This window comes from Mycobacterium sp. OAS707 (genome assembly GCF_014873705.1).
Taxonomy (GTDB): domain Bacteria; phylum Actinomycetota; class Actinomycetes; order Mycobacteriales; family Mycobacteriaceae; genus Mycobacterium.
In genome coordinates this window covers 64,719-91,595 of record NZ_JADBDS010000002.1, presented here as the reverse complement: position 1 = coordinate 91,595, position 26,877 = coordinate 64,719, and the positions used below count along the sequence as shown (strand labels likewise).

General features: G+C 65.1%; 31 protein-coding genes. 14 read left to right on the top strand and 17 right to left on the bottom strand.

What is annotated here, in order from left to right; all coding sequences use genetic code 11:
• The first annotated feature begins 8 nt into the window (after positions 1–8).
• From GGC64_RS11160 to GGC64_RS11130, 7 genes are all read left to right on the top strand, one after another.
• On the top strand, positions 9–815 hold the full coding sequence (locus GGC64_RS11160) for a hypothetical protein (RefSeq protein WP_192722587.1): 807 nt from the start codon (positions 9–11) through the stop codon (positions 813–815).
• Between the two features lie 128 nt (positions 816–943).
• Positions 944–1,198 carry a hypothetical protein gene (locus GGC64_RS11155; RefSeq protein ID WP_192722586.1) on the top strand — a complete coding sequence of 85 codons (255 nt, stop codon included), beginning with the start codon at positions 944–946 and terminating at the stop codon, positions 1,196–1,198.
• A 98-nt stretch (positions 1,199–1,296) separates the two neighbouring features.
• Positions 1,297–2,601 carry an adenylate/guanylate cyclase domain-containing protein gene (locus tag GGC64_RS11150; protein WP_192722585.1) on the top strand — a complete coding sequence of 435 codons (1,305 nt, stop codon included), beginning with the start codon at positions 1,297–1,299 and terminating at the stop codon, positions 2,599–2,601.
• 61 nt (positions 2,602–2,662) lie between these two features.
• Positions 2,663–3,118: a hypothetical protein gene (locus GGC64_RS11145; protein ID WP_225951701.1), complete on the top strand. Its 456-nt coding sequence runs from the start codon at positions 2,663–2,665 to the stop codon at positions 3,116–3,118.
• A 220-nt stretch (positions 3,119–3,338) separates the two neighbouring features.
• Complete coding sequence (locus tag GGC64_RS11140; RefSeq protein ID WP_192722584.1) at positions 3,339–3,644, top strand: hypothetical protein; 306 nt, start codon at positions 3,339–3,341, stop codon at positions 3,642–3,644.
• Between the two features lie 66 nt (positions 3,645–3,710).
• Entirely contained in the window at positions 3,711–4,661 is a 951-nt protein-coding gene (locus GGC64_RS11135; protein WP_192722583.1) for an ankyrin repeat domain-containing protein, read from the top strand.
• A 9-nt stretch (positions 4,662–4,670) separates the two neighbouring features.
• Positions 4,671–5,441 carry an SGNH/GDSL hydrolase family protein gene (locus tag GGC64_RS11130; protein ID WP_192722582.1) on the top strand — a complete coding sequence of 257 codons (771 nt, stop codon included), beginning with the start codon at positions 4,671–4,673 and terminating at the stop codon, positions 5,439–5,441.
• A 4-nt stretch (positions 5,442–5,445) separates the two neighbouring features.
• Here GGC64_RS11130 and GGC64_RS11125 read toward each other — a convergent pair whose 3' ends face one another.
• The 3 genes from GGC64_RS11125 to GGC64_RS11115 are packed head-to-tail and all read right to left on the bottom strand — an operon-like array spanning position 5,446 to position 7,214.
• Complete coding sequence (locus GGC64_RS11125) at positions 5,446–5,808, bottom strand: DUF732 domain-containing protein (protein WP_192722581.1); 363 nt, start codon at positions 5,806–5,808, stop codon at positions 5,446–5,448.
• 15 nt (positions 5,809–5,823) lie between these two features.
• Complete coding sequence (locus tag GGC64_RS11120; protein WP_192722580.1) at positions 5,824–6,387, bottom strand: hypothetical protein; 564 nt, start codon at positions 6,385–6,387, stop codon at positions 5,824–5,826.
• Between the two features lie 26 nt (positions 6,388–6,413).
• Positions 6,414–7,214 (bottom strand): ketosteroid isomerase family protein, encoded by an 801-nt coding sequence (locus GGC64_RS11115; RefSeq protein WP_192722579.1) that lies wholly within the window; start codon positions 7,212–7,214, stop codon positions 6,414–6,416.
• 107 nt (positions 7,215–7,321) lie between these two features.
• Here GGC64_RS11115 and GGC64_RS11110 point away from each other — a divergent pair, with 107 nt between their 5' ends.
• Positions 7,322–7,732 (top strand): hypothetical protein, encoded by a 411-nt coding sequence (locus tag GGC64_RS11110; protein ID WP_192722578.1) that lies wholly within the window; start codon positions 7,322–7,324, stop codon positions 7,730–7,732.
• On the opposite strand, the gene GGC64_RS11105 is transcribed toward GGC64_RS11110, so the two are convergent.
• Positions 7,733–8,188 carry an SRPBCC family protein gene (locus GGC64_RS11105; RefSeq protein ID WP_370582071.1) on the bottom strand — a complete coding sequence of 152 codons (456 nt, stop codon included), beginning with the start codon at positions 8,186–8,188 and terminating at the stop codon, positions 7,733–7,735. It abuts the gene before it with no gap.
• On the bottom strand, positions 8,185–9,168 hold the full coding sequence (locus tag GGC64_RS11100; RefSeq protein ID WP_192722576.1) for an esterase family protein: 984 nt from the start codon (positions 9,166–9,168) through the stop codon (positions 8,185–8,187). Before GGC64_RS11100 ends, GGC64_RS11105 begins: the two co-directional genes overlap by 4 nt.
• A 118-nt stretch (positions 9,169–9,286) precedes the next feature.
• Between GGC64_RS11100 and GGC64_RS11095 the strand changes: the two genes are divergently transcribed.
• Complete coding sequence (locus tag GGC64_RS11095) at positions 9,287–10,438, top strand: aromatic ring-hydroxylating dioxygenase subunit alpha (RefSeq protein ID WP_192722575.1); 1,152 nt, start codon at positions 9,287–9,289, stop codon at positions 10,436–10,438.
• Here the strand turns inward: GGC64_RS11095 and GGC64_RS11090 are convergent.
• Positions 10,393–11,556 (bottom strand): lipocalin-like domain-containing protein, encoded by a 1,164-nt coding sequence (locus GGC64_RS11090; RefSeq protein WP_370582070.1) that lies wholly within the window; start codon positions 11,554–11,556, stop codon positions 10,393–10,395. The two genes, GGC64_RS11095 and GGC64_RS11090, sit on opposite strands and share 46 nt — an antisense overlap.
• A gap of 70 nt (positions 11,557–11,626) precedes the next feature.
• Here GGC64_RS11090 and GGC64_RS11085 point away from each other — a divergent pair, with 70 nt between their 5' ends.
• Positions 11,627–12,589, top strand: a complete 963-nt coding sequence (locus GGC64_RS11085) for a Rieske 2Fe-2S domain-containing protein (RefSeq protein ID WP_192723838.1) — start codon at positions 11,627–11,629, stop codon at positions 12,587–12,589.
• Positions 12,586–14,043, top strand: coding sequence for an aldehyde dehydrogenase (locus GGC64_RS11080; protein ID WP_192722573.1), 1,458 nt, complete (start codon positions 12,586–12,588; stop codon positions 14,041–14,043). Before GGC64_RS11085 ends, GGC64_RS11080 begins: the two co-directional genes overlap by 4 nt.
• Before the next feature lie 84 nt (positions 14,044–14,127).
• On the opposite strand, the gene GGC64_RS11075 is transcribed toward GGC64_RS11080, so the two are convergent.
• The 5 genes from GGC64_RS11075 to GGC64_RS11055 are packed head-to-tail and all read right to left on the bottom strand — an operon-like array spanning position 14,128 to position 18,175.
• Positions 14,128–14,553, bottom strand: coding sequence for a MaoC/PaaZ C-terminal domain-containing protein (locus tag GGC64_RS11075; protein WP_192722572.1), 426 nt, complete (start codon positions 14,551–14,553; stop codon positions 14,128–14,130).
• On the bottom strand, positions 14,550–15,023 hold the full coding sequence (locus tag GGC64_RS11070; RefSeq protein ID WP_192723837.1) for a MaoC family dehydratase N-terminal domain-containing protein: 474 nt from the start codon (positions 15,021–15,023) through the stop codon (positions 14,550–14,552). Before GGC64_RS11070 ends, GGC64_RS11075 begins: the two co-directional genes overlap by 4 nt.
• A gap of 53 nt (positions 15,024–15,076) precedes the next feature.
• Entirely contained in the window at positions 15,077–15,490 is a 414-nt protein-coding gene (locus GGC64_RS11065; protein WP_192722571.1) for a nuclear transport factor 2 family protein, read from the bottom strand.
• Between the two features lie 13 nt (positions 15,491–15,503).
• The gene (locus GGC64_RS11060; RefSeq protein ID WP_192722570.1) at positions 15,504–17,063 is read right to left on the bottom strand and encodes an AMP-binding protein; all 1,560 of its coding nucleotides are present in this window, start codon (positions 17,061–17,063) and stop codon (positions 15,504–15,506) included.
• A complete protein-coding gene (locus GGC64_RS11055; protein WP_370582069.1) occupies positions 17,063–18,175 on the bottom strand; it encodes an aromatic ring-hydroxylating dioxygenase subunit alpha in 1,113 nt (370 codons plus the stop codon). The genes GGC64_RS11060 and GGC64_RS11055 overlap by 1 nt, the downstream gene beginning before the upstream one ends.
• 104 nt (positions 18,176–18,279) lie before the next feature.
• On the opposite strand from GGC64_RS11055, the gene GGC64_RS11050 reads away from it, so the two are divergent.
• Positions 18,280–19,521: a cytochrome P450 gene (locus tag GGC64_RS11050; protein ID WP_192722568.1), complete on the top strand. Its 1,242-nt coding sequence runs from the start codon at positions 18,280–18,282 to the stop codon at positions 19,519–19,521.
• Between the two features lie 17 nt (positions 19,522–19,538).
• Here GGC64_RS11050 and GGC64_RS11045 read toward each other — a convergent pair whose 3' ends face one another.
• Complete coding sequence (locus GGC64_RS11045; protein WP_192722567.1) at positions 19,539–20,018, bottom strand: DinB family protein; 480 nt, start codon at positions 20,016–20,018, stop codon at positions 19,539–19,541.
• Complete coding sequence (locus GGC64_RS11040; RefSeq protein ID WP_192722566.1) at positions 20,018–22,306, bottom strand: CoA transferase; 2,289 nt, start codon at positions 22,304–22,306, stop codon at positions 20,018–20,020. Before GGC64_RS11040 ends, GGC64_RS11045 begins: the two co-directional genes overlap by 1 nt.
• A gap of 65 nt (positions 22,307–22,371) precedes the next feature.
• On the opposite strand from GGC64_RS11040, the gene GGC64_RS11035 reads away from it, so the two are divergent.
• Entirely contained in the window at positions 22,372–23,181 is an 810-nt protein-coding gene (locus GGC64_RS11035; RefSeq protein ID WP_192722565.1) for a FadR/GntR family transcriptional regulator, read from the top strand.
• A gap of 10 nt (positions 23,182–23,191) precedes the next feature.
• Positions 23,192–23,920: an SDR family oxidoreductase gene (locus GGC64_RS11030; RefSeq protein WP_192722564.1), complete on the top strand. Its 729-nt coding sequence runs from the start codon at positions 23,192–23,194 to the stop codon at positions 23,918–23,920.
• On the opposite strand, the gene GGC64_RS11025 is transcribed toward GGC64_RS11030, so the two are convergent.
• Genes GGC64_RS11025 through GGC64_RS11010 form a run of 4 tightly spaced genes read right to left on the bottom strand, consistent with a single transcriptional unit; the run spans position 23,898 to position 26,874 of the window.
• The gene (locus GGC64_RS11025; protein WP_192722563.1) at positions 23,898–24,323 is read right to left on the bottom strand and encodes a hypothetical protein; all 426 of its coding nucleotides are present in this window, start codon (positions 24,321–24,323) and stop codon (positions 23,898–23,900) included. The genes GGC64_RS11030 and GGC64_RS11025 overlap by 23 nt on opposite strands.
• Positions 24,301–25,458, bottom strand: a complete 1,158-nt coding sequence (locus GGC64_RS11020) for an amidohydrolase family protein (RefSeq protein WP_192722562.1) — start codon at positions 25,456–25,458, stop codon at positions 24,301–24,303. The genes GGC64_RS11025 and GGC64_RS11020 overlap by 23 nt, the downstream gene beginning before the upstream one ends.
• Positions 25,455–26,498: an amidohydrolase family protein gene (locus GGC64_RS11015; protein ID WP_192722561.1), complete on the bottom strand. Its 1,044-nt coding sequence runs from the start codon at positions 26,496–26,498 to the stop codon at positions 25,455–25,457. Before GGC64_RS11015 ends, GGC64_RS11020 begins: the two co-directional genes overlap by 4 nt.
• Before the next feature lie 16 nt (positions 26,499–26,514).
• Entirely contained in the window at positions 26,515–26,874 is a 360-nt protein-coding gene (locus tag GGC64_RS11010) for a Rieske (2Fe-2S) protein (protein WP_370582068.1), read from the bottom strand.
• Positions 26,875–26,877: the final 3 nt, after the last annotated feature.

Genomic DNA, 26,877 nt, shown 5'->3' with positions numbered 1-26,877 from the left:
GTGGACGCATGACGCGTCCGCTGCGCCGGTTCGACCCTTTCCGGCCGCTCGACATGCTGACGTCGCTGTGGTCGACGGCGGCGGTCGCGCCGGTCAGTACCGGGGCGGCGGCGGCTTATCGGACGTTGTTCATGACGCTGCGCCGGCTGGTCGTGGGGCGTCGGCTGACGGTTCGGTTGGACGACGGCGACCTGATGCTGACGGTCACCGAGTTCGACTCGCGGCTCGACGTACGTGGGTTGTCAGTGGGCCAGCTCAACGATGTCCGGCTCGCGGCACGTGACATCTATTGGAACGGGCATCGATTCGACCGGGCGACTGCGGTGCTGCACAACGTCCACATGAAGCCGACGGCACCGCCGGTGCTGGTGGCCGCTCCGGTCGAGCTGACGCTGGAAATCCCTGCGCCGGTGCTCGACGACCTGTTCCGGTGGGCGGTGCCACGGTTGTCCGGTGAGGTGGGTGCCGACGGGATCGCGCGACTGCGGCTGGCGCGCAGGCCGCTGCTGGGGCACGTGGAGGTCGAGGCGCATCTCGACGGGTCGACGCTGTGGCTCAAGCCGCGCGGGGTCGCGGTTCGGCAGTCGCAGTGGAAGCTGCCTGGGCGGACGCCCGCATATCCGGTGCGGTTGCCGGAGCTTCCGCACGGCCTGACCATGACCGGTATCAGCTTCGCGCCAGGGGTGGTGCGCCTGGAAGGCACCCTGCCGGAGTGGCGGATGGATCTCCCGCGAAAACGCTTGGAGGACATCATCAATCAGCTCAGTGTCGTCGGCGTTCCGCTGAATCTTGCCAGGGTGGGCCGGTTCTTCTAGGTACGGGCTCTTTGTCCTTCCAAGAATTTCCCAAGCGGGCAGGTTCATCCTTTCCTCACCAATTCATGATCGTCGACTACAAGAGGCGCCCGCCAGCGCATCTGAAAGGAAACCCAACAATGAACATCGTGCCCGCACCCATCGAGAACTACACCAAACGCATCCCCCGCAACATTGCCCTCTGGCAGGGAATCGCAGGCATCGTCATCGCGCTGTGGTCCGTTGTCATGCTCAGCGTGGTGCTGTACGCGGCTTCGCCGTTCTCCATCGTCGAGGTGCCCACGGGCACGCTCATTGTCAGCTTTGTGAAATGGGTTGCGGGCATTGCCTTCGGGGCCTTCCTTGCCGTCGCCTTCCTGCAGCGCTACGCCAAGCACCCCTGAAGTCCGAACGAAGCGTCGACCGCAAAAACGCAAAAGGGCCGCATCTCTGCGGCCCTTTTTTGGCGGCGATGCCTCGGTGCGCGGCTTAGACTTCCGCAATGTTCTCGGAGACGCGCTACGCGTTGAACGGGGACTTGCGCGTCGCCTATCGCGCCTCGCCCGAGGGTGCGAGGGACATTGTGTTCGTCCCGAACTGGTTCACCTGTTGCGAACTCTTGCCAGAGCTAGCCTCGTTCCGGGAGTGGGTTGAGGCGATGGCTTCTCTTGGGCGGCTCATCTTCTTTGATCAGCCGGGAACGGGAGCGTCTGATTCCGTCGCCCCGGGCGCGCTGCCGACGTTGGAGCAATGGGCTGACAGCATCACCGCGGTGCTCGACGACCTAGGAAGTCCCGAGGCGGTTCTGCTCGCGTCGGTGGGCGCGTTGCCCCCAGCGGCGCTCTTCGCCGCCACCCACCCATCTCGCACTACCGCGCTCGTTGTGTTGGAGGGGTATGCGGATCCGGTGAGTCAAAGCACGCACGAGGCCGCTGCGGCCATGACCGCCATGTGGGGCACAGGCGAATTCCAGCACGTGATCAATCCCGACATGCCATGGAACGAGGAGATTCGGGCCGCCTGGGCGCGAGAGGAACGCCTGGCAGCAAGTCCAGCGGCTTTCGCGCTGGTACTACCGCTGGTGACCGAAGTCGACGTGCGGGCCGTGCTTCCGGCAGTCCGCGTGCCGACCCTCGCGCTCCATCACAGAGACGACCCATTTATCCTGCCCGCGCACGGCAAGTACGTCGCCGACCAGATTTCAGGCGCGAAATACGTTGAGCTGCCTGGACGCAACCTGTATCACTTCGTGGAACCGTGGCGCGAGTCTTTCCAGGAGATCGCCAAGTTCGTCACCGGCGAGCAGGCCGACGTAGCCGAGGATCGGGTGCTCGCCACGGTGTTGTTCACTGACATTGTCGGCTCGACGCAGCGTGCCGCCAAGATGGGCGACCGTGACTGGCACGCCCTGCTCGATGCGCACGACGCCGTCGTACGGTCGCAGCTCGCCCGGTTTCGAGGCCGCGAAGTCAGCACGGCGGGTGACGGGTTCCTCGCGATGTTCGACGGCCCGCAGCGAGCGATCCGCTGCGCCATGGCAATTCGCGATTCGGTGCAGGCGCTCGGCATCCAGGTGCGTGCGGGGCTGCACACCGGTGAGTGCGAGATCCGCGGCGACGATATCGGCGGGATCGCCGTGCACATCGGCGCGCGAGTGTCGGCACTATCCGGGCCAAATGACGTGCTGGTGTCCAGCACGCTGCGCGACCTGGTGATCGGGTCTGGGCTCGAGTTCGAAGACCGTGGCATTCATGAGCTCAAGGGCGTGCCCGGCGAGTGGCGCCTCTTTGCCGTCGCCTCTCGATAGCCCACTGGCGGACCTGCGCTGTTTGCTGCACCCGAAGCCCGCGGCGTGGGATCATTTGCTGGTGGGCGACGATGACCCCGAGAAGCGCATCGCCGGGCTGGGCCGCCAGTTCGCCGAGCAGGAGCCGCGAGGTCAGCAGGCCCAAGTAGTGGGCGCCCCCGAAGCCGGCTTACGCCAGCGCTGGCGACTCGCGCGCGGCATGGTGAAGGTAACCGGACCGAATGGGGTGCAGTGGACGGTGTATCGCCGGTGGTTCCCCAACTGGAACCTCTCCTTCCTCCCCGATACCGACCGCGGCGGTGACCTCGACACGTTCTTCCTGGCGGTGGTATGGCCCCCCTGGTTCATTGCCAAGTGGTTCGGAGTGCGGTGGATCATCCTGGTCGAGCGCAACGGAAGAGAAGTGGGCGAGGTGCGGGTGCGCGGCTGGCGTAAGTCTCAGCGGCGCATCCACGAGATCGCTGAAGCGGCCGTTGCAGGGACGCCGCAAAAGGAACTCGCCCGAAAGCAAGACTGACCGCAGTGGCGGCTGCGACCGCGAATCCCCCACCGACGCCGGCCCGACGAAACCTCGGCTCCTATCTCAGTGTGTGGATCAAGTAGCGCCTGGAAACAGCCGGCCGCCGAACCGCGCCGCGCCACCCCGGGACGTGATGGTCGTCACCGACGTGTGCGCAGCCGGAATTTATTGGCTGACCAGCCCGTTTAAAGGTCTAGACATTACGAGAGGAAATCGCATGAAGAAGTTCGGACTCGCAACAGCACTGATCGCTGGCGCGGGGGCGGCGATCATCGGGCTGGCGGCTCCGGCAGCCGCTGCGCCGAGCGGTCCCGGCAACGCTCAACAGACGATCAACGAGCTGCAGGCCCAGGGTTACACCGTGATCGTCAACCGACTCGGCGCGGCACCGCTCGACCAGGCGGCTGTCGTCGCCGTTCGGCCGGGCCAGACATATTCGCGCACGGACACCGGCGTTCCCGGTGCCGGCAACGACATCTACACCACCGTCACCGGCAAGACGGTCTTCGTAGACGTGAAGTAAGTCTCACCGCCAAGGCGGGGCATCCAATTGGGTGTCCCGCCTTCGTGTTTGGGTGATGCTGTAGCCGTGATCGAACTGGCGCGCTATCAGGAGGGCCCGTCGAGTGTCGTCGTGTCCCGCGATGGCGACGAACTCCGGTTCTCGTCGTCATACGACGACTACGGCAGAACGATCACCGAGGAATCCCGCATGGCGGTGGCCGACTTCGTCGCCAAGGGCGAAGGCCCGTGGCCGTGGTATGACCTCGGCGACAAGCGCGAGGGCGCCCTCATGGTTCTCGATGCGCTCGGCGTCGCCTGGCCGGACTGGACGAACCCGTTGCCCGACGAAGTCCTCGACCTTTTCGATCGCGCCCGCGCCGGAAGCACCGAAGTCATCGAACTGCTCGCGTGGGGCGCCGAACCCGATCCCGTGGATCCCTGTGGAGCGACACCGCTTTGGTACGGGGTGCGCTCGCTGTCGGCGGACATCGTCGTCGCGCTGATCGACGCAGGCGCCGACGCAGGCCGTCGCATCGAGCTGTCCGCACAAGGCGAGAAATACACGACGATCGTGCACGAGATCGTCCGACTCGGCCGCCCTGTCGCCCTCGCCCACGCACTCGCCAAGGGAACGCGGCCAGACGCGACCGACTCCGACGGCGCCACGCCGCTACACGTCGTCGACGGCACCAACGACAACGTGAACCCCGAAATCGTCCGCGCGCTCGTACGAGCCGGCGCGGCGATCGACGCCGCATCGCCTGGCGGCACCCAGCCCATCGAGCAGGCGGTCCGCCAAATTCTGCCCGCGACGGTCGCGGCGATGGTCGAACTGGGCGCCGACGCCGCTCGGGGACTCGATGCACTGTTGCCGTGGTGGGCCACGGTCGGCGTGCGCTATTCCGGCTACCGGGCGAAAGAGGTCGCAGACGTCATCGACATCCTGCGTGCGGGTGGCGCCACCGTCACGGACCGGCACCGCGAATTCGCCGCCACCGCAGGAGCGGCGCAGGTAGAAGCCGCGCTTCGCCGCTAGAGTCACGGTGTGACCGGGTACACCCGATACGTCGCGATAGGTGATAGCCAGACCGAGGGACTCTGGGACGGCGACGACTCCGTCGGGCTACGCGGATTCGCCGACCGGCTGGCAGAGATGGTCGACACGCACCACCCCGGGCTTAGGTATGCCAACCTCGCCGTGCGCGGCAAGCGGATATGCGATCTCCTCGACGATCAGTTGCCCAAGGCGCTCGAGATGCGGCCTGACCTCGTCACCGTCTGCATCGGCATGAACGACGTGACGCGGCCGGGGCTCTACTTCGACGACGCACTCGCCGAACTCGCGGACCTCTACGCTCAACTCGCCGTGTCCGGGGCAACCGTGGTCACCACCACCTTCCCCGACATCGCTGCGATCGTCCCGATCGGGCGCGTCCTCGAGGCCCGGGTGTTGCGGATCAACGCCGAGATCAGACGCGCGGCGGACTGGTACGACTTCCGGCTTGTCGACCTCTACAGCGCCCCGTCGATGACAGACCCGGCCACCTGGAGCGCCGATCGTGTGCACGGCTCACCCCGTGGCCATACGTTGTTCGCCGCGGCGGCCGCCGAGGCGTTGAATCTGCCTGGGAGCAACCATGATTGGGCTGAGCTTGGCTCCGCACAGTCCAGACAGACGCTGCGCTCGAAGGCGTACTCCCAGGCCCTGTGGACCCAGAACATGTTGATGCCGTGGTTGTGGCGGCACGTTCGCGGACGGTCGGCCGGTGACGGTCGCGGTCCCAGGCGGCCGCAGCTGCAGTCCGTCGGCGCCTGAGCAACTAGAAGCCGAGAAGCCCCAACGGAATCGGCGACTCGCCGTTGGCGATCGACGACACGGCGGTCGGGCAGAACAGAGAAATCGCGATGCCGGTGAACATGGTCGCCGGGCCCAGTGACATCCCGCCCGCGTCCGCGACCTTGGCCGCGACGTCGGCGGCATTCTGACCGGGCTCGGCCAGCATCGGGCACACCTGCTGACCCAGCGCGGCCGCGTTCGTCGGGTCCACGGCGCCGATCCCCGCGTCGGTCAGGGCAGAGAGGAACGCGTCATCGGTGGTGTCGGCCTGCGCGGGAGCGGCCCACACCAGGCCGGAAGCCAGCACACCGGCGGACAGGACGAGGGCGATTCGTTTGCGCGACACAGCGCAAGCCTAGCGTCAGACCCCGCTCCAGGCCGCATCGATACTGGTCGCCACATCGATGACCTTGGCTTTTTGCGAAGCTGGGCTGTCAATTTCGCCCGAGACATGCGCCGAGATGAACCGCCTGACCTCGGCGTCGATGTTGCCGAGCACTCGCACCACCTCCGCGCGCAACGACTTGGACGTCACGTGGATGGAGATGTCGGACGGCCGCGGTTTCTCAACATCGAGGATCAGCAGAAGCGGTTCGGCTGCCCGTGCCGTAGCGCTCAGTGTGATCTCGCCGAACACCATGAACTTCGGCTTGTCGATGCGCAGGTCGACGACCATGTCGATCTCGAGCGGGATTCGGATGTCGAAGGTGATCTCTTCGGCCACTGTGCGGGTCACCCTGGGGTCCATGATCCTGACCTTGGCGGTCACTTTGGCGATTTTGCCCGGCCCTTGACCCATGGGGCCCATCTCGAAGGCGTCCCCGGCGATCGCGGCGATCGCGTTGCAGACCCGCTCCTCGCTGACGGCGACCTCGAAGAACCTTCGCCCGAACTGCTCATAGGTCATGTAGTTTTCGGCGTCCATGTTGACCTAACCGTCTCACGTCCTACTCAAGCCGCCTCGCTGAACACGCGAATCCGTGTGATCGCTACGGGTTCAGTACCCACTTCCGCAAAGATCACGCTGCGCTGCCCGGCGCGCTCGGTGGCCGCGACGACGGCGTGGCCCGATCCGATGAGCTTGCGCCAGCGCGCCCCTGAGAGGTGTTTCAAAAGGTCGCCTGCGCTCAGCACGACATCGTCACCGCTGGAGATGTGCACCTGGGCTGCGAGCCGCCTTCGAATGCCGACCTCGTCGCCCGCGCATGCCGCGTCGAGGAAACGCGCGACGCACCCTTTGGCCCCGCCGCCGATTCCGCGCAACCCGCCGAGGAATCCGAGCGTGCCGACCAGACCCTGGTTGCGCAGCAGCAGGTTTGACAGCTGAAGGCCGGCCGGCACTGCCCGGATTCCGGCGCGCAGGAATTGGCCGACCATTGCCGGCAATTCCCAAAATGCCGACAGCGCAGCAATTTTCAGCTGACCCGCTTCGTCGGCTAGGTCGTAGCGGATGTATACCGGCACCCGCATCGTCAGCGTCGAGGCCATCGTCACCTCGAGCTCGCCGTCGCGGATGACGGTCGGGCCGACGACGATGTCGACATCAGGGTGATACCGGATCACCCGTGGGCCGATGAATGTGTCGTAGAAGGCGCCGATCGCTCCCACTCCCCTGTGCGGCGTGGACCCGACCGGGTCCTCGACGCGGCCATCGGAGGTGAACAGTCCCACCCAAGCCATGCGATCGCGCGCGCCCGCGGCCGCCGGCGAACGCTCGGCAGTCGCCAGCATGTCGGCACGCGTGAAGGTCATATGGGTTGCCTACCACTCGCCACCGGCCTCAGTCGACTACTTGACGATGCGCAGGCACACTGTGATTACCGCAATGTCGCGGGGCATGGCTAGCAGGAGGAACCGCAATGAGCAGCAACGGGCCGTTCGGGTTCGACCCCGATGAATTTGATCGGGTGGTCCGCGAGGCCGGTGAGGGCCTGCGCGACGCGCTCGACGGAGTCAGCAGGTTCTTCACCACGTCCGGTGAGCGGGCCGGGTGGGCGACCATCTTCGACGAGTTCTCGCGGCACACGCGGCCCAGAAGCGAGCCCGAAACCACGGGCGAGACCGGCGACGGCGTCTGGGCGATTTACTCCGTCGACGACGAAGGCAGCGCCCACATCGAAGAGGTGTATCCGACAGAGCTGGATGCGCTCAGAGCGAACAAGAACAACACCGACCCGTCCCGTAAGGTGCGCTTCCTGCCGTACGGCATAGCGGTCAGTGTGCTCGACGCAGGCGATAACCAAAGCGCGTCACCTGAGGCCACCGAGTAGTCATTCGAAACAGTGGCGCATCCCCGCCAGCATGGTGGAGTGCGCCTTGACGGCCTCACGCACCGTCATCGCCGCCAACACGCGCGGCGCCTCGATGTGCATGCATTCGGTGATTCGCGTTCCCACGTCGATCGGTTCGAATGTCACCTTCGTACGCAACCGAACCCGCGGAAACTGATCCGCCTCGGCCAGTACTTCGCCGGCGTCGGAAACGTGCAGCCGTGCCACGTAGTTTATCCGTAAAATCAACGGCCCCAACGGAATCCGGTCCTGCACGCGGTAGCTCGTGAGGTATCCGTTCGCGGTTTGGTGCTGACCGGTCACGCGCACCGCCACCACAAGGGGGTGCACCCGTCTGATGTTCTCCAGGTCGACGTAGAACTCACGGACCGCATCGGGAGGTGCCGGGATCTCCTCGGACACTGTGCGCTCCGCGTGCGCAACCCACCAACTCACGCCTGCGCGGCCGGTGTTGCGCCCAGCACTCGCTGGATGTCGGGCTTCATCTGCTGCAACTGCTGGCCGGCGTAACCCCATGCGTGGATGCCTTCGGGGAAGTTGAACACGGCGTTGTTCCCGCCCGCGGCGACGTAGGCGTCGGCGAAGGCATGGTTGGAGTCGGTGGCCATGCCCTCGAGGAAGCCGAGGCCACCGATGGGTGCGTCCGGACTGGCCAACGCGGGGTCTGTCGGGGTGCCGTTGCCGCAGTAGATCCACAACCTGGTGCCGTTGGCGGCCAGCCTGCCCGCCTGGAGCGTGGGGTCGTTGCGGGCCCAGGCCGGATCACCGGGTGGACCCCACATCGCGTCGCGGCCGAAGCCGCCGTTCCACGTCATCGCGATGCCGACCTGGCCGGGATCTGCCGAGAGGTTCAGGAAGCCCGACAACGATCCGGCGTAGCTGAACTGCTGGGGGTGATAGGCGGCGAGCACCAGTGCCGAGGAGCCGCCCATCGAGAACCCCACGATCGCGTTGCCGGTCTGCGGCGTGCCCTTGTTCGCGGCAAGCCAGGCCGGCAGTTCCTGGGTCAGAAAGGTTTCCCACTTGTAGGTGTAGGTGCCGTTGTTACCGACCGCGGGCCCGTACCAGTCGCTGTAGAAACTCGACTTGCCGCCGACGGGCATCACAAGCGACAGGCCCGATCCGTTGAACCAGTCGAAGGCCTGGGTGTTGATGTCCCAGCCGTTGAGGTCATCGCCGGCCTCCATGCTGTCCAGCAGGTACACCGCGTGGGCGGTTGCACCGCCGCTCAGGAATTCGACCTTGACGTTGCGGCCCATGCCCTGCGACGGGACCTCGAGGTACTCGATCGGCAGCGCTGGGTTCGAGAACGCGTGCGCCGAAGCGGTGTCCCCCGCGACGTTGACCAACCCCGGCACCAGCGCAGTCGCGAACGCCGCGATCGTGAATCGATGCACCCACCCCGTGAACGCCATGGCTGCCCCTTCGTTCAGGCCCCGACCCCGATGAGCGGACGATACGCGCAACAGGAGCATCACCAGTCACTTTTCGGCGACGGTTGGCAATTGTTATAAAAACAACAACAATGGCGGTATGGATCGCGACCAGCTCATCGATCTCACGCGTCGCGCGGTCAAGCTCGCACGCGACAAGACCACTGACCTCACGCCGACGGAGCACATCGTCGCCGCGGATACCTACACCTCGCCGCAGCGCCACGCGCGGGACATCGCGATGCTGCTGGCCAGCCCCCAACTCGTCGGCTATGTCTCCGAACTCCCTCGGCCAGGCACCTATTGCACCAAGACCGTGATGGGGCGGTCGGTTCTGCTCACTCGCGGCGCCGACGGCACCGTGCGCGCGTTCGACAACGTCTGCCTACACCGCCAGTCGCGCATCGCCGAGGGTTGCGGGGCCGCGCGACGGCTTGCCTGTCCCTACCACTCATGGACCTACGACCTCGACGGCAACCTCGTCGGCATCCCGGGAAAAGAAGGATTCCCCGAAACAGGTTCGGGCCCTGGAAAACTCACGGAGTTGCCGGCCGCCGAATGTGCGGGCTTCCTGTGGATCTCACTGGATCGCGACGCGACGCTGGACATCCCGGCATTCCTCGGGCCGCTGGCTGACGAACTGGAATCCTGGGGTATCGGGCGATGGGCGCCGTTGGGCGAGAAGGTGCTCGACTGCCCGATCAACTGGAAGCTCGCGATTGACACTTTCGCCGAGAACTACCACTTCGCGACCGTGCACAAGAACACGTTCGCGACGATCGCGCGCAGCAACTGCACGGTGTTCGATTCGTTCGGCCCGCACCACCGACTTGTCTTTCCTCTCAACGGAATTCTCGATCTCGAGAACGTTCCCGAGGAGCAGTGGGATCCGCTGCATGCCATGGTCGTCATCTACGCGCTGTTTCCCAATGTGGTCCTCAGTTGCACGATCGCCAACGGCGAGCTGTTCCGCGTCTACCCAACCGACGTGCCGGGCCGGTCGATCACCGTGCACCAGAACTCAACGCCGTTGGACTTGTCCGACGAGTCGACGGCCGCCGGTGCCGCAGCGGTTTTCGATTACGCGCACGCCACGGTCCGCGACGAGGACTACGCGCTTGTGGCAGGTCTTCAGGCCAACCTCGAGTCCGGCGCCCGCGAGCACCTGGTGTTCGGGCGTAACGAACCCGGGCTACAACACCGCCATCAGACGTGGGAAGAGGCGATCTCGGCCAGTTCCCAGTCCCGGTAGAGCGCCAGCGACCGCTCGTAGAAAGCGAAGCCGCTCACCGGCTTTCCGCGGAACGTGCCGCGGTATCGATAGGGGCCTTCCATGTACTCCAGCGGAAGCCCATGTGCGGGCGCAGGCACCAACGGCTCACCCGTGAGCTCGAGGTCGAGTTGCCGTGACGTCAGCCGGTGTCGGTCGGGCATGTACCGCACCGCCGATGGTGGGGGGACCAACGTCTTGACCTCATCGGGCCACCGCACGTAGCTGTCGATGGTGACCTCGATGTCGTCGGCATATTCGGGGTCACTGTCGGGTGCACATGTGGTCGCGCCCGAGAATGGTTGCAGCGCATTGTGATCGGTGCGGTCGAACTGACGCCAGATGGATAGGTCGAGGCCGTTGTCGAGGTTGATCGTGCGCCACTCGTGCGCCCGTGAGCGGATATCGCCAGTCGGTCCGCCGCTGTTGGCGACCAGCGGAAACCACTGCCGGTCGACGTGACCCGTGCTTCCGGAAACCTGTTCCTGCACCGCTCCCCAGCGCAGTGCGCCGGTCATGGCCATCCGCGTCTGGAAGTAGGAATACGTCTCGGCCTGGCCGAAACACTCGACCTTGCCGTTGTACGCCGCGCCGCCCAGCGGGACGGGGGCGCGCGTCGGCGTGACATGTAGGTCCAGTCGCATCGCGTCGCCCCGTGCATCCGTGCCGACCAAGGTGACGTCGTAGGTGTACGGCACCAAGTCACCATGCGGGTCACGACACGTTCGCCACACGGCCTGGCCCGCATCGCTGTCATACGTCAACCCGAGGTGGCCATCCTCGAGCGTCATCTTGGGTCTCGCTCCCGGCGCCATGTTGGCGGGTGGCATGTCGTAATCGGTGTAGGTGCCGTACTCGCCGTTGTCGAGGTCGAACAGCGCGAAGGTGTGAAAGTCGGCGACGATCGACTGGCCTGGCCGGTTCTTGTTGAAGATCGTCAGGAAGGCGAACCGACGGCCAGTGTCAGCGGTCAGTTCGCCCGCGATGAACCAGGTGTCCGACTCGAAATCGGGGTGATTGCCTTCGGCGGCTGGGAAGTTGAGCTGTGGGTCCGTCGGCACCAGCTCGAACGGATACGCACGCCAATCACGGTTGTCCACTGCACCTGCCTTTTTTGCTATGTTTACAGCAATAGCAACTTTAGCGGTCCAGACGGGCGGTGACGCCGTGATGAGTGACATCGGCAAGCGCTTTCCGTTCGACGCCTACCCCAAGGGTTGGTTTCAAGTCGCCTACAGCAGGGACGTCGATGCCGGACAGGTCGTCGGCCTGCATTATTTCGGTCGACGATTGATCTGCTACCGCGGCGAATCCGGAAGTCCGTACGTGCTCGATGCGTACTGCCCGCACCTCGGCGCAGACATCGCCGTCGGCGGCACAGTGACAGACGACTGCATCACGTGTCCGTTTCACGGTTGGCGATTCGACGGCGCCGGATCGAATGTCGAGATTCCGTACGCGAAGACGGTCAATCGCACCGCCCGGTTGCGGGCATGGCCGACCGTCGAGCGGGCAGGTGCGATCTTCGTTTGGCACTCCGAAGCATCGACCCAACCGGATTGGGAACTGCCGAAGATCCCCGAGAGCGAAGATGCGGCGTTCACGTTCCACGCACCTGAGGAAGCGCGCTGGCGCTTCCGGTCCCATCCGCAAGAGGTGTTCGAAAACACCGTTGACATAGCGCATTTCGCGACCGTGCATGGCGTTTCCGGGTTCGGCAACCTCGATCTGGAGACGGACGCGCACCGGCTGCGGGCAGTCGCCGAGGTGACGTTTCAGACGCCGCGCGGTCCGGTTTCGGGTGCGGTGGACTCCGAACTGTTCGGCATGGGGCTCGACGTGGTCCGACACCGCGGCCTCGGGCGATCATGCACGCTACTGACCGTCACCCCGATCGACGGTGAGTTCGTCGATGCCCGCTACACGTTCTTCGTGCAGACCGAACCGGAGACGGGTGAGATGACGCGGATGGGCCTCGGCTTCGCCAGAGACTTTTGCAGGCAGATCGAACAGGACATCCCGATCTGGGAGAACAAGATCTATCGAGACCGTCCGCAGCTGGCCCGCGGCGAAGGCGCGATCACCGAATTCCGCGCGTGGGTGCGGCAATCCTACGAGGAGGCGTATCCGTGAGATCCCTTGTCTACGACAAGCTCTACATCGGTGGCAGTTGGCAGCTACCGGCCACCGGACAGCGACTCTCGGTGATCTCGCCACACAGTGAAGAGCCGATCGGTGAGACGCCCGAAGCGTCTCCCGAAGACGTCGACAAGGCGGTGACCGCCGCCAGGACCGCGTTCGACGAGGGACCGTGGCCGCGGATGACGCCGGCCGAGCGGATGGAGAAGATCGAGAAGCTGGCGGCGGTGTACAGCGCCCATACCGACGCAATGGCCGACCTGATCACCGCCGAGATGGGATCCCCGCGCAGCTTCAGCAGGCTGGGGCAGGCCGCAGGCGCGGTGGCCCAGATACATCTCAACCTCGCAACGGCACGCGAATTCCCTTGGGCCGAGCGGCGGCAGGGCTTGTTCGGCGAGGTGCATGTGCGTCGGGCGCCCGTCGGTGTCGTCGGCGCGATCGTGCCGTGGAACGTGCCACAGTTCCTGATCATGCCCAAGCTCATCCCTGCACTGATCGCCGGCTGCACGGTTGTCGTCAAACCGGCGCCCGAAACACCGCTGGACGCAATGTGGTTGGCCGAGATGCTCGATGAGATCGACCTGCCGCAGGGCGTGGTTTCGATCGTTCCCGGCGGACGCGAAACCGGTGAAGCCCTGGTCCGCCATCCCGGGGTGGACAAGATCTCGTTCACGGGCTCCTCGGCCACCGGCAGGCGGATCGCCGCGCTGTGCGGTGAACAGCTCAAGCGGGTGAGCCTTGAGCTTGGGGGCAAATCCGCGGCGATCATCCTCGACGACGCCGACATCGACCGCACCGTCAAGCATCTGAAGATGGCCAGCCTGATGAACAACGGGCAGGCGTGTGTTGCGCAGACTCGGATTCTGGTCAGCGAGCGCCGCCATGATGACGTTGTCGACGCTCTCGCGGCGATGATGACGGGGCTGCAGGTCGGCGATCCCGCCGACGACGACACCGACATCGGTCCGCTCGTCGCGCAGCGGCAGCAGGAGCGCGTGCAGGGCTACATCAAGACCGGCGTCGATGAAGGTGCACGAATCGTGTTGGGCGGCAGCGGTAAACCGCGCGATCGTGGCTGGTATGTCCAGCCGACGCTGTTCGCGGATGCGAATAACGAAATGCGGATCGCTCGTGAGGAGATATTCGGCCCGGTGCTGACGGTGCTGAAGTACACTGACGAGCGCGACGCGGTCCGCATCGCCAACGACAGCGACTACGGGCTGGCCGGATCGGTGTGGACCGCCGACACCGCCCACGGACTGGAGATCGCTGCCAAGATTCGGGCGGGCACGTACGGCATCAACATGTACACACTCGACACCAGCGCTCCGTTCGGCGGGTTCAAACAGTCCGGCATCGGACGTGAATTCGGTTCTGAGGGTCTGTCCGAATACGTCGAACTGCAATCGACGGTCAGTGCGGACAAGCTGCCAGAGTTGCGCTGAGCGCGATGCTCAATCTCGCCGAGTGGCCAGTTATGTCACGCTCCGCGACGAAAAACGTGTCATAAGTGGCCGCTCGAGACGCAGCTAATCCCGGAGTTCGAGCGTAACCTCTGCGGGACAGCACAATTCGTCGCGCTGATTGAAGATGCCGATCTCGAGGTCGACCAGGTGCCGCGGCGCGTCGCCGGACGTATCGATGCGCTTGCCGGTCACTCGGCCACGCGCCACCATCGAATCGCCCGCATAGATCGAACCGAGCAGTGACACCTTGCGCCTGACCACCCTGCTGTACGGCCCACCGAAGTCGGTGGCGATCCGGTCGATGAACCCCGCGAGGTGCATCGTGTTGACGAAAATCGTTGGGTGCCCATGCTCTTTGGCGTACTCCGGGTCGAAGTGCCACGGCACGTAGTCCCACGTCGTACCCGCGTTCATCACCACGCGTTCGTAGCTGATCGCGTCGGCCACCTCTGGCAGCTGCGCCTGCACGGTGACCTCGTCCCACGTCATCGGTCACCTGCGGGGCTGAAACGAAACAACGAGTTCGTGCACCTGGCGACGACCGCACCGTCGCCCCGGTAGTAGGTCTCCAACGTCTCGATGAAATGCCCTGTGCCGACACGGGTCTTCTTCTCCGGCGACACCGACACGACCTCCTCGACCACGCTGAGCATGTCGCCTTCCACCACCGGCAACAAAAACTCGGCATCGTTGGACGCATTGATGATCGCCGTGCCTGGCAACGGGACCCGGACGGCAATCGACGCCGTCGGCGCCTGGCCGGTGGGCACCCACGGCGGCGGCATCAGCAGACCGATGAGCAACGCGGGTGGCGCGACGAGCCCACCCCACGCCGATTTCGCAAAGTCGACATCCCAATACGACGGGTTGGGGTCGCGCACCATCGACGCGAAATGCTGTATGCGCGCGCCACTCACGGCGGTGCCTGCGAATCTCGGCTGCGTTCGCGTGCCGACCATCCGAAGTGCGTCCTCGTATGTGCCGAACGCGAATTCGTAGGACAGGTCTGCGGTCACACCGGCAGCGCGCTCTCCCGCGGCGCGAGATCCCACTCGAGTTCGCGCGACGTGAAGTACCAACCACCGCGCTCGTAGATGAGCTGATCGGTATATGTGCCGGTGGCTCGAAGTTCGGCGCCGACGAACACCAAGCCGACGCACCGCTGCGTCGCTTCCACCCCGTCGACCGTTATTTCGTGGTCGACGGTGACGAGGCGCTTACCTTCGCCGCCATTGAAGGCCGCGCGCAGGTCGGTGAACCTCTCCCCGCCGCGCACGACCGTGGCACCCGCGTGGCGGAACGTCGTGATCCAACTTTCCAGGTCGCCCGCCGAATACGCGCGGTTATAGCGGGCATTCAGATTGAGGATTGCCGCCCGGCCCGCCAGCCCGTCCAGCACGAATTGCTGTTGGTACGTCAACGTCATGTCGTCTCCCGTCCTACCGGCTCAACACGTAGCCGTGTGCCTCACGGTCCCAGGCGCCTTGGCCCAGTCCCCTGTCCCGGAGCACGTCTTTGCGCACGCGCCCGATCACGTTCTTCGGAATCTCGTCGAGCACTTCCAGATACCGCGGCACGCAGAAGTACGGCATCCGCGCCGAGCAGAAGTCGAGCAACTCGGCGTACTCCAGGACCGCGCCGGGCCGCAGCGTCACCACGACGAGAATGTCGTCCTCGCCGAGATCACTCGGGATGCCAACCGCTGCGGCCTCCAACACGGCCGGATGACGCATCACTGCCTGTTCGACTTCGACCGAGGAGATGTTCTCGCCGCGCCGCCGCAAAGAGTCCTTCACCCGGTCGACGTATGTCAGATTGTTGTCGCTGTCCAGATACCCGAGATCACCCGTCCGGAACCACTCGGGATGGGATTCGACCTGCAGTGGGGGCCCGCCGGACGCCGACGCCACATACCCCTCGCTGATCGCATGTGGCTTCCGCGCCCGGCAGGCAATCTCCCCTACCATACCCTCGGGTACGGGTTCGCCGAGCAAATCGACGATCCGTACGTCGAAATCCGGATTGATCTGACCGGAGGTGCCTGGCTTTCCTTCGTCGGACACTGCCTTGTAGGCGATCGGAAACGCCTCGGTCATGCCGTACATCGTCACGATGCGGCAGCGATACCGCTCCTCGATGGCGCGATACATGTCGGCGGCAATGGGAGCCGCCGAGATGAACCGAAGCCCGATCTCGGCGTCTCGCGGATCGGGCGGCAGGTTCCACAGCATCGACACCATCGCGCCCGCACCGGCGAAGCCCACGGCGCCGCACGCCCGTATCTCGTCCCACACCTCACGCGGATGAAAGGCGCTTGCCAGCACGCTCGTCCCGCCGACCAGCATCGGGGCCAGCACAGTCGGCGCCGCGCTGAGATGGAAGAGCGGCATGGCGGTCCACAGCACGTCACCCGCCTCGAATTCCCACGTCGACGCGACGGTGGCCGCCGCGGTGAACAGGTATTGCCATGTGGTGACCACCGCCTTCGACGGCCCGGTGGTGCCGGACGTGAAGAACAGCGCGATGTCGTCGGGTTCGGCGGTAGCTCCCGACGGCGGCTCGGTCGACGCGGCGCTCAGCGCATCAGCGAGCGAATCACCTTGCACCAGTACCGATCTCAAGGTGTCCACGTCACCGGCCACCTCGGCAAGCCGACCCTGTCGATCAGCATCCGTGACGGCCACCGCTGCGCGCGACAGCCGCAGCGTGTGGGACAGGAACTCGCCTTTGCTCGCCGCGTTGACCGCCGCGGGGACCGCGCCGATGCGGGCAGCCCCGAGCCAGAAGTACACCCATTCCGGGCACGTTCCGGTGAAGAGCGCCACGGTCTCACCCCGCTTGACGCCGAGATCCATGAGCACATTGGCAGCGGAGCAGGACCTGTCCCGCATCTGCGCGAAGGTGATCGGTGTTCCGGCGATCGACATCATCACGCGGTCGCCGAATTGCTGTGCACGCAGATCCAGCACTGCGGGGACGGTGAAGCCCGCGTCGGGCATTACACCCTCGCTGCAGCCGGGTCGGGCTCGCCCTCAGCGGTATAACCGAAATCTCCCGCCGCCGGCTGTTCACCGGGATAGAACCGGTGTGCCCAGCGCCGCAACGCGGCGTAGTCGTGCGCCTCCTCCGGAGCGAGGTTGGGCTTCTCCAGGTATTTCATGTTCTCCCACGTGAAGAAGTCCTGCTTGATGACTTCCTGCTGCAGTTGCAGGAACCTTGCCGCGCGACCGGTGGGCTTGTCCCCGGTGTCGCCGGGTTCGCGGATCGAGGCCTGGGTGTAGAAGTAGTCGGTGTAGTCCTCGTCGACCGGCGTCTGGCCGGTCACCTGAACGGTCGCCACCAGATCCGACGGGAAGCGCACGACACCCAGCCCCAACGAGTAGTTGTCGTAGATGATCTTGGCTTCGACGGGCCCGTTAGGTGTCAGCCAGGTCTTGGCCCGTCCGCCACCGAAATCGGCGTTGACCGTGGCGTGCAGGTGGTAACCGCTGACTTCGAACGAGGCGGTGTTGGCCGGGTTGGCCGCCTTGTGCACATATTGCACGTGGTATGGATCGGCGGCGTTCTCGATGATCATCTGTGCATGCACCTTGACCCGGTTGACCATCCGGGTGTGCGGGTGCAGCGGGTAATACTCGTCGGTCTCCAACTCGGGCAGCACCGGCGGCTGCCAATACGGGGCGCGGCCATGGCGCTCGTGCCAGACGAGAATGAAGCCGTACCACTCGGCCACCGGATAGGCCTTGATCCGAACGTTCTGCTTGCAGCCGATCTTGCTGTACGGGATCAGCGCGTTCGTGCCGTCGCCGTTCCAGCGCCAGCCGTGCCATGGGCAGACAATCCGCTCACCCTCCACGGTGCCGCCGACGCCCATGTTCGCGCCGAGATGTTGGCAATAGGCGTCGAGGACGTTGATCTGGCCGGCTTCGGTGCGGAAGATGACCAACTCTTCACCGAAGTAGTGCGCCCGCTTGACCTGGCCGGCGGCCAGCTCGGACGCGAACCCGACGATGAACCATCCCGTTGGGAACCGGTACTTCGAGAGGCTGATGCCACTGGGCCCGAACTCGCGTTCCGACGGGTCTGTGGTGTCCGCAACCGTGTCCGCCACTGCTCTCTCCGTCCGCACGCCAACCGGGCAGGTCAGGGCCTGTCCATTGCCTATTTTTACTATTTTAGGCATTCTAGGTCAAGGTCACCCAACGAGGAGCTCCCATGCCAACGACGACTCCGGTCGATCTTTCCGATGCTGCGTTGTGGCAGAACGGTTTTCCCGATGATCTGTTCGCAGAGTTGCGTCGCGAACGCCCGATCTTCCACCACGAGCGCACCGATGGCGTCGCCAAATCCGTCCACCGCGACTTCTGGATGACGACCAAGCACCGGCACGCCCAGCGGATTCATCGCGATACCGACTCGTTCACCGCGGCGGACGGCCCGCTCATCCAGACCATCGGCGTGATGGCCGACATTCCAACGATCATTCACATGGATCCACCCGAGCTGACGAAGCGGCGCAGGGTGATGTCGCATGCGTTCACTCCGAAGGCCATCGCCAGGCTCGAGGAAGGTATCCGGACGCGGGCCAAGTCGTTGGTCGACCGGTTGCTTGCGGCGGGCAGTGGTGACTGGATCGAGGACGTCGCCGATGTGCTGCCGATGTCGGTCATCGGCGACATCATCGGAATCCCCGACAGCGACCGGCCGGAGATCTTCGAGACGTTGGACCGGATCCTGAAGTCGGCCAATGGTCAAAACGCGACGGCGACCGAACAGGAGCAGCTCGAGCTGTTCGGCAAGGTCTTCACCTACGCGCTCGAACTCACCGCGGAAAAGCGGCGCAACCCGACCGATGACATCTGGAGCACCCTGGCCACCGCAGTCGTCACCGACGAGAACGGCGAGCAGCTGTCCATTCCGGCCAACGAGCTCGAGATCTTCTTCTACGTACTCACTTTCGCCGGCAGCGACACCACGAAGAATGCCTTGGCCTTCGGACTGCAGGCATTTGTGGCCAATCCAGGTGAGATTGAACGGTACCGCGCCGACGAGGCGATCCGGTCCAGTGCGGTCGAAGAGGTGCTGCGGTGGGCGACGCCGGTCGCGTTCTGGACACGCAGCACCAAGATCGACGTCGAGATGGATGGCATCACCATCCCGAAGGGCGAGCGAGTGGTCTCGATGCTGCGCTCGGCCAACCGCGACGAGGAAGTCTTCAACGACCCGTTCACATTCGACATCAGCCGTACGGAAAACCAGCACGTGACGTTCGGCGGTGGCGGACCGCACCACTGCCTCGGCGCGATGCTCGCGCGAGCCGAGATTCGCGCTGTGCTCGACGAGTTGCTCTGTCGCGCAGACGATATCGAACTCGGCCAGCCGACCGTGTCCTACCCGAACCTGACCAACAACATGTCGATCTTCGACGCGATGCCGATCTCGTTGCGAGCGCGGTAGAACCAGATCTGGAGAAGTCAGCCGGCGAGAATCTGTTCGCGCAGAATGTCGGCGTGGCCGCAGTGGTGCGCCAGCTCGCGCAGCACCTGCAGGTACACCCAGTGCACTGTGCGGGGCCCCGCACGATGACCCGTCACGACGGCGTCCAGCGAGAGGTTGGCCACCGCAGCCCTGGCCGTCGCGCAGGCCTGCATGTGGGCCGCCTTGACTGCGGCAATGGTGTCGTGGTCGGCGAGTTGGAATGACTCTTCTGGAGTGTTCACCAGGCCGAGTTCCCGACGAGACCTCCCCCCGATGCACTCCTCGAACCACACTCGCTGCATCCATGTGACGTGTTTGAGCAGGCCGAGCAGCGTCGTCGCTGAGGGCACGAGCCGGCGACGAGCCTGCTCCTCGGTGAGGCCATCAAGTGTGTTCTCGATGGCGCCGCGGTACTCCTCAACAAACGATTCGAGTTGGGTGCGTTCGTCATTCAGAAGCACGTCGTACGCTCCCATCACAGGCCCTTCGGGCGGGTGCCGATCACACCCTGGGCGGCCAGCCGCTCGAGATCCTCGCCGGTCAGCCCGCATAGTTCGGTCAACACCTCACCATTGTGCTGCCCGAGCGTCGGCGGTGGGCGATGCAGCCACCTTTCGTTGCCGTCGAGCAGTGTGAACGGTGGTGTCGGATACCAACCCTCGCCTGTCCGTGAATGGTCGAGCCGCTCGAAGAATCCGCGATGCCGAAGTTGCGGGTTCTCCGTCACCAGCGACGGGGAGACGACGGCGGCCGCCGGAATCCCCTTGTGGGCAAGCGCATCAACGGCCGCGTCGAGGTCCTGATCGGCCAACCAGTCACTCAGCTCGATGCCGCCCGTCAATTCCGACAACGCCGTCTTGTGCGCATCGGTTTGCGCGCAGATCGCGATCCAATTGTCGTCGCCCGTGCACCGGTAGAGATCCTGAATCGCGCCGGCATGGCCTCGGTTGCCCCGCCGCTCCAATATCTCGCCGAACATCTCGTATTCGATTGTCTGCGCGGCGGTCACGTTCAGTACGGTCTCGATCATCGGCACCTCGACCAACTGGCCGCGGCCGGTCCGCTCGGCGAACTCCAGTGCGCACAGCAATGCGAACGCCGCATGCACACCAGCCAACGGGTCGCAGGCGCCCCGCGGTGGCACCGGCGGCCCTTCGGGCAGGCCGGTGACCCACGCCAACCCCGCTATCTGCTCCATCGTCGGCGCGAAACCGACGCGGTCACGCCACGGTCCAGACAGGCCGAAGGCTGGCATCCGCACCACGACCAGGTCCGCCTTGATGGCAAGCAACGCGTCAGCGCCAAGGCCGAATTGGTCCATCACCCGGGGCGAGAAGTTCTCGATCACGGCGTGGGATTGACTGACCAACTGCTTGAGGAGTCGGATGCCGTCCTGTGACTCCAGATCCAGTGTCACGGACCGCTTGTTGGTGTTCATCGCCTGAAAGAGCCAGCCGTACTCCCACCAGTCGTCGACGTCAGTGCGCATGCCACCCGAATAGCGGATGCCGTCGGGCCGCTGGATCGACTCGATCTTGATGACGTCAGCGCCCAGCGCGGCCAGTGCATGAGTTGCGGCCGGACCGGCCCAGAACGCGGTCAGATCGACGATGCGAACTCCGGCCAGCGGCAGGTCGGAGGCGGTCACGTCAACGGATTCTCTTGGCTGCCAAAGTGTTTCGCCATCCGCTTCGCCTACGGTCGGCGCCGGCCGCACGGGGGCGGGTGCTGCGGCCGACATCAGCCAGGGGGCGCGCGGCTGGCGGAAGCCCGTCGGGTTGTCGAGATAGACACCGCGCTCGCGCAGGTGGTCCATCTGGGGAATGGTCGCGCCGTTGCCGAGCGGGGCGATGGGCAGCCGGAACAACTGGCCGAGTTCGACGATCTCGTCGACAGTGCGCTCGCGCATCCATGGTCCGATGCGTTCGCGAATCCAGTCCCGGTAATCCCAGCGACCGATCTGGAAGCGAAGCTCCGGGATCTCAGTCAGCTCCTGACAATCCACCATCGCGGCGAAATCGAGCCACTGCTGGCCGGTGACCATGCTGATGCCGACGTAGCCATCGGCGGCTTCCTCGATCGACGGGACTTCGATCGAACGCTTGATCGGCGGTACCTGCAGTAGCTGCGAATGCAACCACTCGCTGCTCTGCATCAGCGTGATCGCCTCGAGCATCGACATGTCCAGGTGCCCGCCCCGCCCGCCGCGACGGACCCGGCGCCGCAGAGCCAACGCCCCATAGGCGGCACAGGCTCCGCCCATGTATTCCCCCAGGTCCCCGCCGATCGAGATCGGTGGGCCAGCAGGATCACCGCGGAATCCGGTCAGCCCCGAGACGGCCTGCAGCGTGAACTCAGTGGCCGGGCGGTCCGACCATGGTCCCGTCAAGCCGAAGTCGGAGATTGACACCACTACGCACTGCGGGGACGTGGAGCCGAGCTCGCTCCTCTGGGTGGTGATCAACACGTCCGCGCTGCCCAGCAGTTCCTCGGATGCGGCTGTTACGCTTCGCTTCCCAGCATTGAGATAACTGAACAGTGGCGAATCGATGCCCTCAGCAGGCACGGCGCCGGTTGTGGTGAAGCGGCGCAACGCATCTCCGGCGACAGGCTCGACCTTCACCACATCGGCCCCCGCGTCGACGAGCAACTTGCCGCAGTAAGCGCCGGCGATCCGGTCGCTGATCTCGACGACGCGAAGATCATGCAGCGGGGTTGGCGAATCGCCGGTCAACCGCACATCCTCCCGTGGTTTCTTTATCATCTTAGTAACTTTTGTCGGATAGCGGTGCCTGCGAGCAGGCGAATCGCTGTTAATATTGCCAAGACATGACAACACTGGGAATCGGCCCCGAGGCACGCCGCAGGCTGTCGGCGCGCCGTACAGCCGAGATCGTGGCCGACGAGCTTCGGCGGCAAATCATCGACGGCGAGCTTTCCGACGGTGACCTGCTGCCGCGCCAGGAGGTGCTTGTCGAACAGTTCAACGTCAGCCTTGTCTCGTTGCGCGAAGCCTTGCGAATCCTCGAGACCGAGGGGCTGGTGTCCGTGCGTCGCGGCAATCGAGGTGGCGCCGTCGTACATGCCCCCGCCAAGGCCAGCGCGGCCTACATGATCGGGCTGTTGCTGCAAAGCGACACTGTGCCGTTGGCCGATCTCGGCACCGCATTACAGGAACTCGATCCGATGTGTGCGGCCCTGGCGGCCAAGCGTCCGGACCGCGGCGAGACGTTGATTCCGAAGCTCAAGGAACTCAACGACGCGATGGCCGAGCACATCGAGGACGGTGCCCGCTTCACCGAGATCGGCGGGAAGTTCCACGACGAGATCGTCCGGGGCTGCGGCAATCACACGATGATCGCCGTGGTCGGCAGTCTGGAGACGCTGTGGAGCAGTCACCTGCAGTGGTGGGCCGAGGAGACCGCTGCCAAAGGCGAGTACCCGGCGCTGAGCAAGCGCCGCATCGCGTTGAGCATTCACACGAAGATCGCCGAGGCGATCGAGGCAGGCGACGCCGAACGCGCACGCAAGCTATCCGCGCGCCATCTGGCGGACACCCAGGCCTATTTCATGGCAGAAGATCCCGAACGGCGCATCGTCGCACTCTCCCCGCAGGCGCTTGCGCGGCGTCAACGCTGAAAGGTGTTGCGTGCGAACGGCCTTGATCACCGGAGGCAGCGGCGGCATCGGCAAAGCCTGCGGCCGTAGGCTGGCGGAGCTCGGCTACGACGTCGTGCTGACCGCACGCCGCGAGGAGCCGCTGCGGGCCGCGGCGGAGGAGATGGGTGCGCGCTACGTCGTCGCCGATGCCACGGATCCGGACAAATTCCAGCCTGCGGTTCAGGCGGCAGGTGACATCGACCTCGTCGTACACGCGGCGGGCATTCTCGGCGGAACGTACGCGCGCAAGCAGACTTTCGAGCAGTGGCGCGCGACGATGTCGGCGAACCTCGACTCGTGTTTCGTCGTCACGTCGGCTGCCCTGCCCCATATGAAGGCAGGTTCGCGGTTCGTGTTCGTCTCGTCATCGGCCGCGCACGAGCCGATGCCTGCACGCACCGCGTACTCGGCGTCGAAGGCGGGCATGAACGCGTTCGCGCTGGCGTTGGCGCAGGAGGTCGACCGCGACGGTATCAACGTCCACATCGTCACACCGGGGCCGGTGGAAACCGAGATGCTGCAGGACGTTCCGTTCGAGATGTACGCGATCCGGGCTGCGGACGTCGCCGAGGCCGTCGCGTGGCTGGACACCGTCGACCCATCGGTGGACGTGCCCGAGATCCGGTTGCACGCTATCACCCGCGGCCCGTCGGCCCGGGAACCCGTGGTGCCGTTGGAAGTTGAGCGCCGCGGGCCTACTCCCCTGCGCCGTCACTGAGAAACACCTCGGACTCCATCTGGTGAAAGATGCGCAGCCGCTCGCCGCGCCGGACCAGCAACCACGTGACCCAGCTGGCACCGGTCCGCGCGACGTCGGACTCCCTGCCCGTCAATGTCCAACGGCTGAGCAGCAAGGCCCGCACCACTGTGTCGTCGACCACGTCACACTCGTGCAGCGTCGACGACACGATTGCCGCCTTGAGCCTGCTGGCGACGCGAGCCCAATGCCGGTCCAGCTCGTCGGCCCCGATCAATGGGGCGGCGTACTCGTCACCGACGTAGATCGGCTGCGGATCGACTCGCTCCCAAAGGTCGGCAAGACCGACGAAATCCAGGCTCGACCAACACTTGTCGTACTCCCGGACCAAGTCAGGGACGTCAGGTAGCGGGCGGCTGTTCACCCGGCAGCGCCTTGACCGTGGAGGGCAGGCCGTAGAGCGCGGTGGCGTTGCCGCGCATGATCCGCTCACGCTGATCGGCGGGGAACCGCCGCACGGCCCACTCGGGCGAGTCATAACTCCAGTGCGGGTAGTCCGTCGAGAACATCAAACAGTCACCGAGATCCATCATCTCGAGGTACTCGCGGTACGTCGCGACGTTGACGTCCTCCAGCGGCTGCGTGGTGAACCGGACGTGTTCGCGCACATAGTCCGACGGCTTGCGGCGCACGTGTGGCAGGTCGCCCTTGCGCTGTTGCCAGATCCGGTCCATCCGCCACATCACCGGCATCGCCCAGGTGAAGCCGCCCTCGACGAACACGATCCGCAGGTCGGGATGCCGGTCGAAGGCGCCGTCGAACACCAGGCTCATCAGATGCGACACATACAGCAGCGGCCACGAAGCGAAAAAGTCGTGCCAATGCGCGGGGTTGCCCACCGGGTAGATCGGGATCAACTCGAACGGCGTCTGACCCATCAGGTGCGTCGCGACCGGAAGGTTGTTGCGAGCGGCCGCTTCGTACAACGGGTCGAAATGCGGGCTGCCGAACGGGATTCCGCGGGTCTGCGGCGTCATCAACACCTCGGCCATGTACGGGTGCCCGGCCCACCGCTCGATCTCGCGAGCGGCTGCGTGCGGGTCCTGTGCGGTGACGCTGATCGCGCCACGCCAGCGGCCGTGCCAGTTGTTGTCGCCGAGCCACACGTCGGCCAGCCAGTCGTTGTGAGTGGCCTTGAGGACGTGCTCGGCGTGCGGCAACTGGGCATCGCACATCGGCTCCAGCATCGCGATGCTGACTCCGGCGTCGACCAGCAGCTGCTTGGCGGCGAACTCGGGGTCGCTGCCCGCGACTCCGCCACGCGGGGGTGCGGCATCGACCCGAAGCGACATCGTCTTGTACGAGTCCGGGGTGTCGTAGAAATGCGGCACCGGCGAGACGGCGTTACCCGTCGGCCACAGCTTGTCTTTCCACTCCGCCGGCGCGTACGACTTGAGCACTTCACCCGACACCGGCAGCGGGTGCACGTCGGTGTCGACGATGGTCACGGCGATGTCCTGGGTTACGAAGTCGTCTGCGCGTTGTTCCACGGTCGTCATGTGAGACTCCCCTCTGTGACGCCGTATAGGTCACTTGCGTTGCGCCACAACACTTTTTCCCGTTGCTCAGCGTTGAGCCCGGCTACCACGTCGTCGGGCTGCGAGGTCGACCAGTGCGGGTAGCCCGACCCGTACATCAGCAGGTCTGCCTTGTCGCTGAAATCGAGCCATCGCTCGGCCAGCCCGGCATCCGTCGGTCCGTCGAACGCTGACGAGCAGAACCGCACGTGATCACGCAAGTATTCACTGGGATACCGGTCCACCCAAGGGGTTTGGTCGCGCATCGACATCCAGAACGTGTCCAAGCGCCAGATCAACGGCGTGAGGATGTCGTAGCCGCCGTCGGCGAAGACGAACCGCAGACCGGGGATTCGCCCGAACGTGCCCTCGATGATCAGCGTGGCCAGGTGCACGAACGAGTTCAGCGGCATGAAGGCGGCGTATCCGGGATAGGTGTAGGCGTGTCCGGCGAACGTCGGCGCATGGTCGACGCCGTTGCCGCCGTTGATGTGCACGGCCACCGGCAGATTGTGGGCGGCCGCGGCCTCCCATATCGGCTCGAACATCGGCTTGCCGTACGGTTCGCGCGACTGCAGAGGAACGCCGACCTGCACCATCTTCGGATGACCGGCCAGTCGCTCGATCTCCGCGACCGCGCCCTTGACGTCCTCGGGGTTGACCCGAATGGTGCCGAGGAACCGGCCGCTGTCATCGGAGTCGAGCCAGCGCGTCAGCAGCCAGTCGTTCACGGCCGCACAGATCCGGCTGTTGAGCAGATAGTCGGCGATGTTGCCGCGGGTGAGTGGATTCAGGATCGCGTGGCTTGCGCCCCCGTCGGTGAACAGGTGGCTTGCCACGATGTCTGGGTCGGATCCCGGGTAGCCATTGCCGTACAGGTCCTGGCGGTAATCGCCGCCTGGCGCCTGGTACCACTGCTGCTCGACGTCGGGGATCGAGCGCAACTTGTGCGCGGGCCCAAGGAACTTCCGGATCTCCGCGTTGTAGCGGAAATGCGGTTGCACATTGGCATCGATGATCATGGGCCGACAGCTTCGCTCATGCGGTGAGATACACCTGCCCGTCGCTCACGTCGACTTCATAGGTGCGAACGCGCTTCTGCGGATCGGCGAGGTTCACACCCGTCGTGATGTCGAACTCCCAGTTGTGCCATGGGCAGCGCGCGATGCGGCCTTCGCGGACGCGGCGCAGCTGGTCGGGCATCTCCGGCGCGTACTCATTGGTGCCGACGACGTATCCCGCGCACAGCGGTGCACCCTCATGCGAGCAGTAGTTGGCGATCGCGTACACCGCGCCTTCGATGTTGTATACGCCCACCCCGAACTTGCCAGCCTGCACCAGCTTCATGCTCCCCGGAGGCAGATCCTCGATGGCACACACCGGTCGCCGCTGCATCATGTC

Excerpts from the sequence above, each read along its gene's own strand:
- GGC64_RS11160 (WP_192722587.1), top strand. The coding sequence starts at position 9 with ATGACGCGTCCGCTGCGCCGGTTCGACCCTTTCCGGCCGCTCGACATG.
- GGC64_RS11150 (WP_192722585.1), top strand. The coding sequence starts at position 1,297 with ATGTTCTCGGAGACGCGCTACGCGTTGAACGGGGACTTGCGCGTCGCC.
- GGC64_RS11140 (WP_192722584.1), top strand. The coding sequence starts at position 3,339 with ATGAAGAAGTTCGGACTCGCAACAGCACTGATCGCTGGCGCGGGGGCG.
- GGC64_RS11120 (WP_192722580.1), bottom strand. The coding sequence starts at position 6,387 with ATGGACGCCGAAAACTACATGACCTATGAGCAGTTCGGGCGAAGGTTC.
- GGC64_RS11115 (WP_192722579.1), bottom strand. The coding sequence starts at position 7,214 with ATGACCTTCACGCGTGCCGACATGCTGGCGACTGCCGAGCGTTCGCCG.
- GGC64_RS11110 (WP_192722578.1), top strand. The coding sequence starts at position 7,322 with ATGAGCAGCAACGGGCCGTTCGGGTTCGACCCCGATGAATTTGATCGG.
- GGC64_RS11100 (WP_192722576.1), bottom strand. The coding sequence starts at position 9,168 with ATGGCGTTCACGGGGTGGGTGCATCGATTCACGATCGCGGCGTTCGCG.
- GGC64_RS11095 (WP_192722575.1), top strand. The coding sequence starts at position 9,287 with ATGGATCGCGACCAGCTCATCGATCTCACGCGTCGCGCGGTCAAGCTC.
- GGC64_RS11085 (WP_192723838.1), top strand. The coding sequence starts at position 11,627 with ATGAGTGACATCGGCAAGCGCTTTCCGTTCGACGCCTACCCCAAGGGT.
- GGC64_RS11075 (WP_192722572.1), bottom strand. The coding sequence starts at position 14,553 with ATGACGTGGGACGAGGTCACCGTGCAGGCGCAGCTGCCAGAGGTGGCC.
- GGC64_RS11070 (WP_192723837.1), bottom strand. The coding sequence starts at position 15,023 with ATGGTCGGCACGCGAACGCAGCCGAGATTCGCAGGCACCGCCGTGAGT.
- GGC64_RS11065 (WP_192722571.1), bottom strand. The coding sequence starts at position 15,490 with ATGACGTTGACGTACCAACAGCAATTCGTGCTGGACGGGCTGGCGGGC.
- GGC64_RS11060 (WP_192722570.1), bottom strand. The coding sequence starts at position 17,063 with ATGCCCGACGCGGGCTTCACCGTCCCCGCAGTGCTGGATCTGCGTGCA.
- GGC64_RS11050 (WP_192722568.1), top strand. The coding sequence starts at position 18,280 with ATGCCAACGACGACTCCGGTCGATCTTTCCGATGCTGCGTTGTGGCAG.
- GGC64_RS11045 (WP_192722567.1), bottom strand. The coding sequence starts at position 20,018 with ATGGGAGCGTACGACGTGCTTCTGAATGACGAACGCACCCAACTCGAA.
- GGC64_RS11040 (WP_192722566.1), bottom strand. The coding sequence starts at position 22,306 with ATGATAAAGAAACCACGGGAGGATGTGCGGTTGACCGGCGATTCGCCA.
- GGC64_RS11035 (WP_192722565.1), top strand. The coding sequence starts at position 22,372 with ATGACAACACTGGGAATCGGCCCCGAGGCACGCCGCAGGCTGTCGGCG.
- GGC64_RS11020 (WP_192722562.1), bottom strand. The coding sequence starts at position 25,458 with ATGACGACCGTGGAACAACGCGCAGACGACTTCGTAACCCAGGACATC.
- GGC64_RS11015 (WP_192722561.1), bottom strand. The coding sequence starts at position 26,498 with ATGATCATCGATGCCAATGTGCAACCGCATTTCCGCTACAACGCGGAG.
- GGC64_RS11010 (WP_370582068.1), bottom strand. The coding sequence starts at position 26,874 with ATGATGCAGCGGCGACCGGTGTGTGCCATCGAGGATCTGCCTCCGGGG.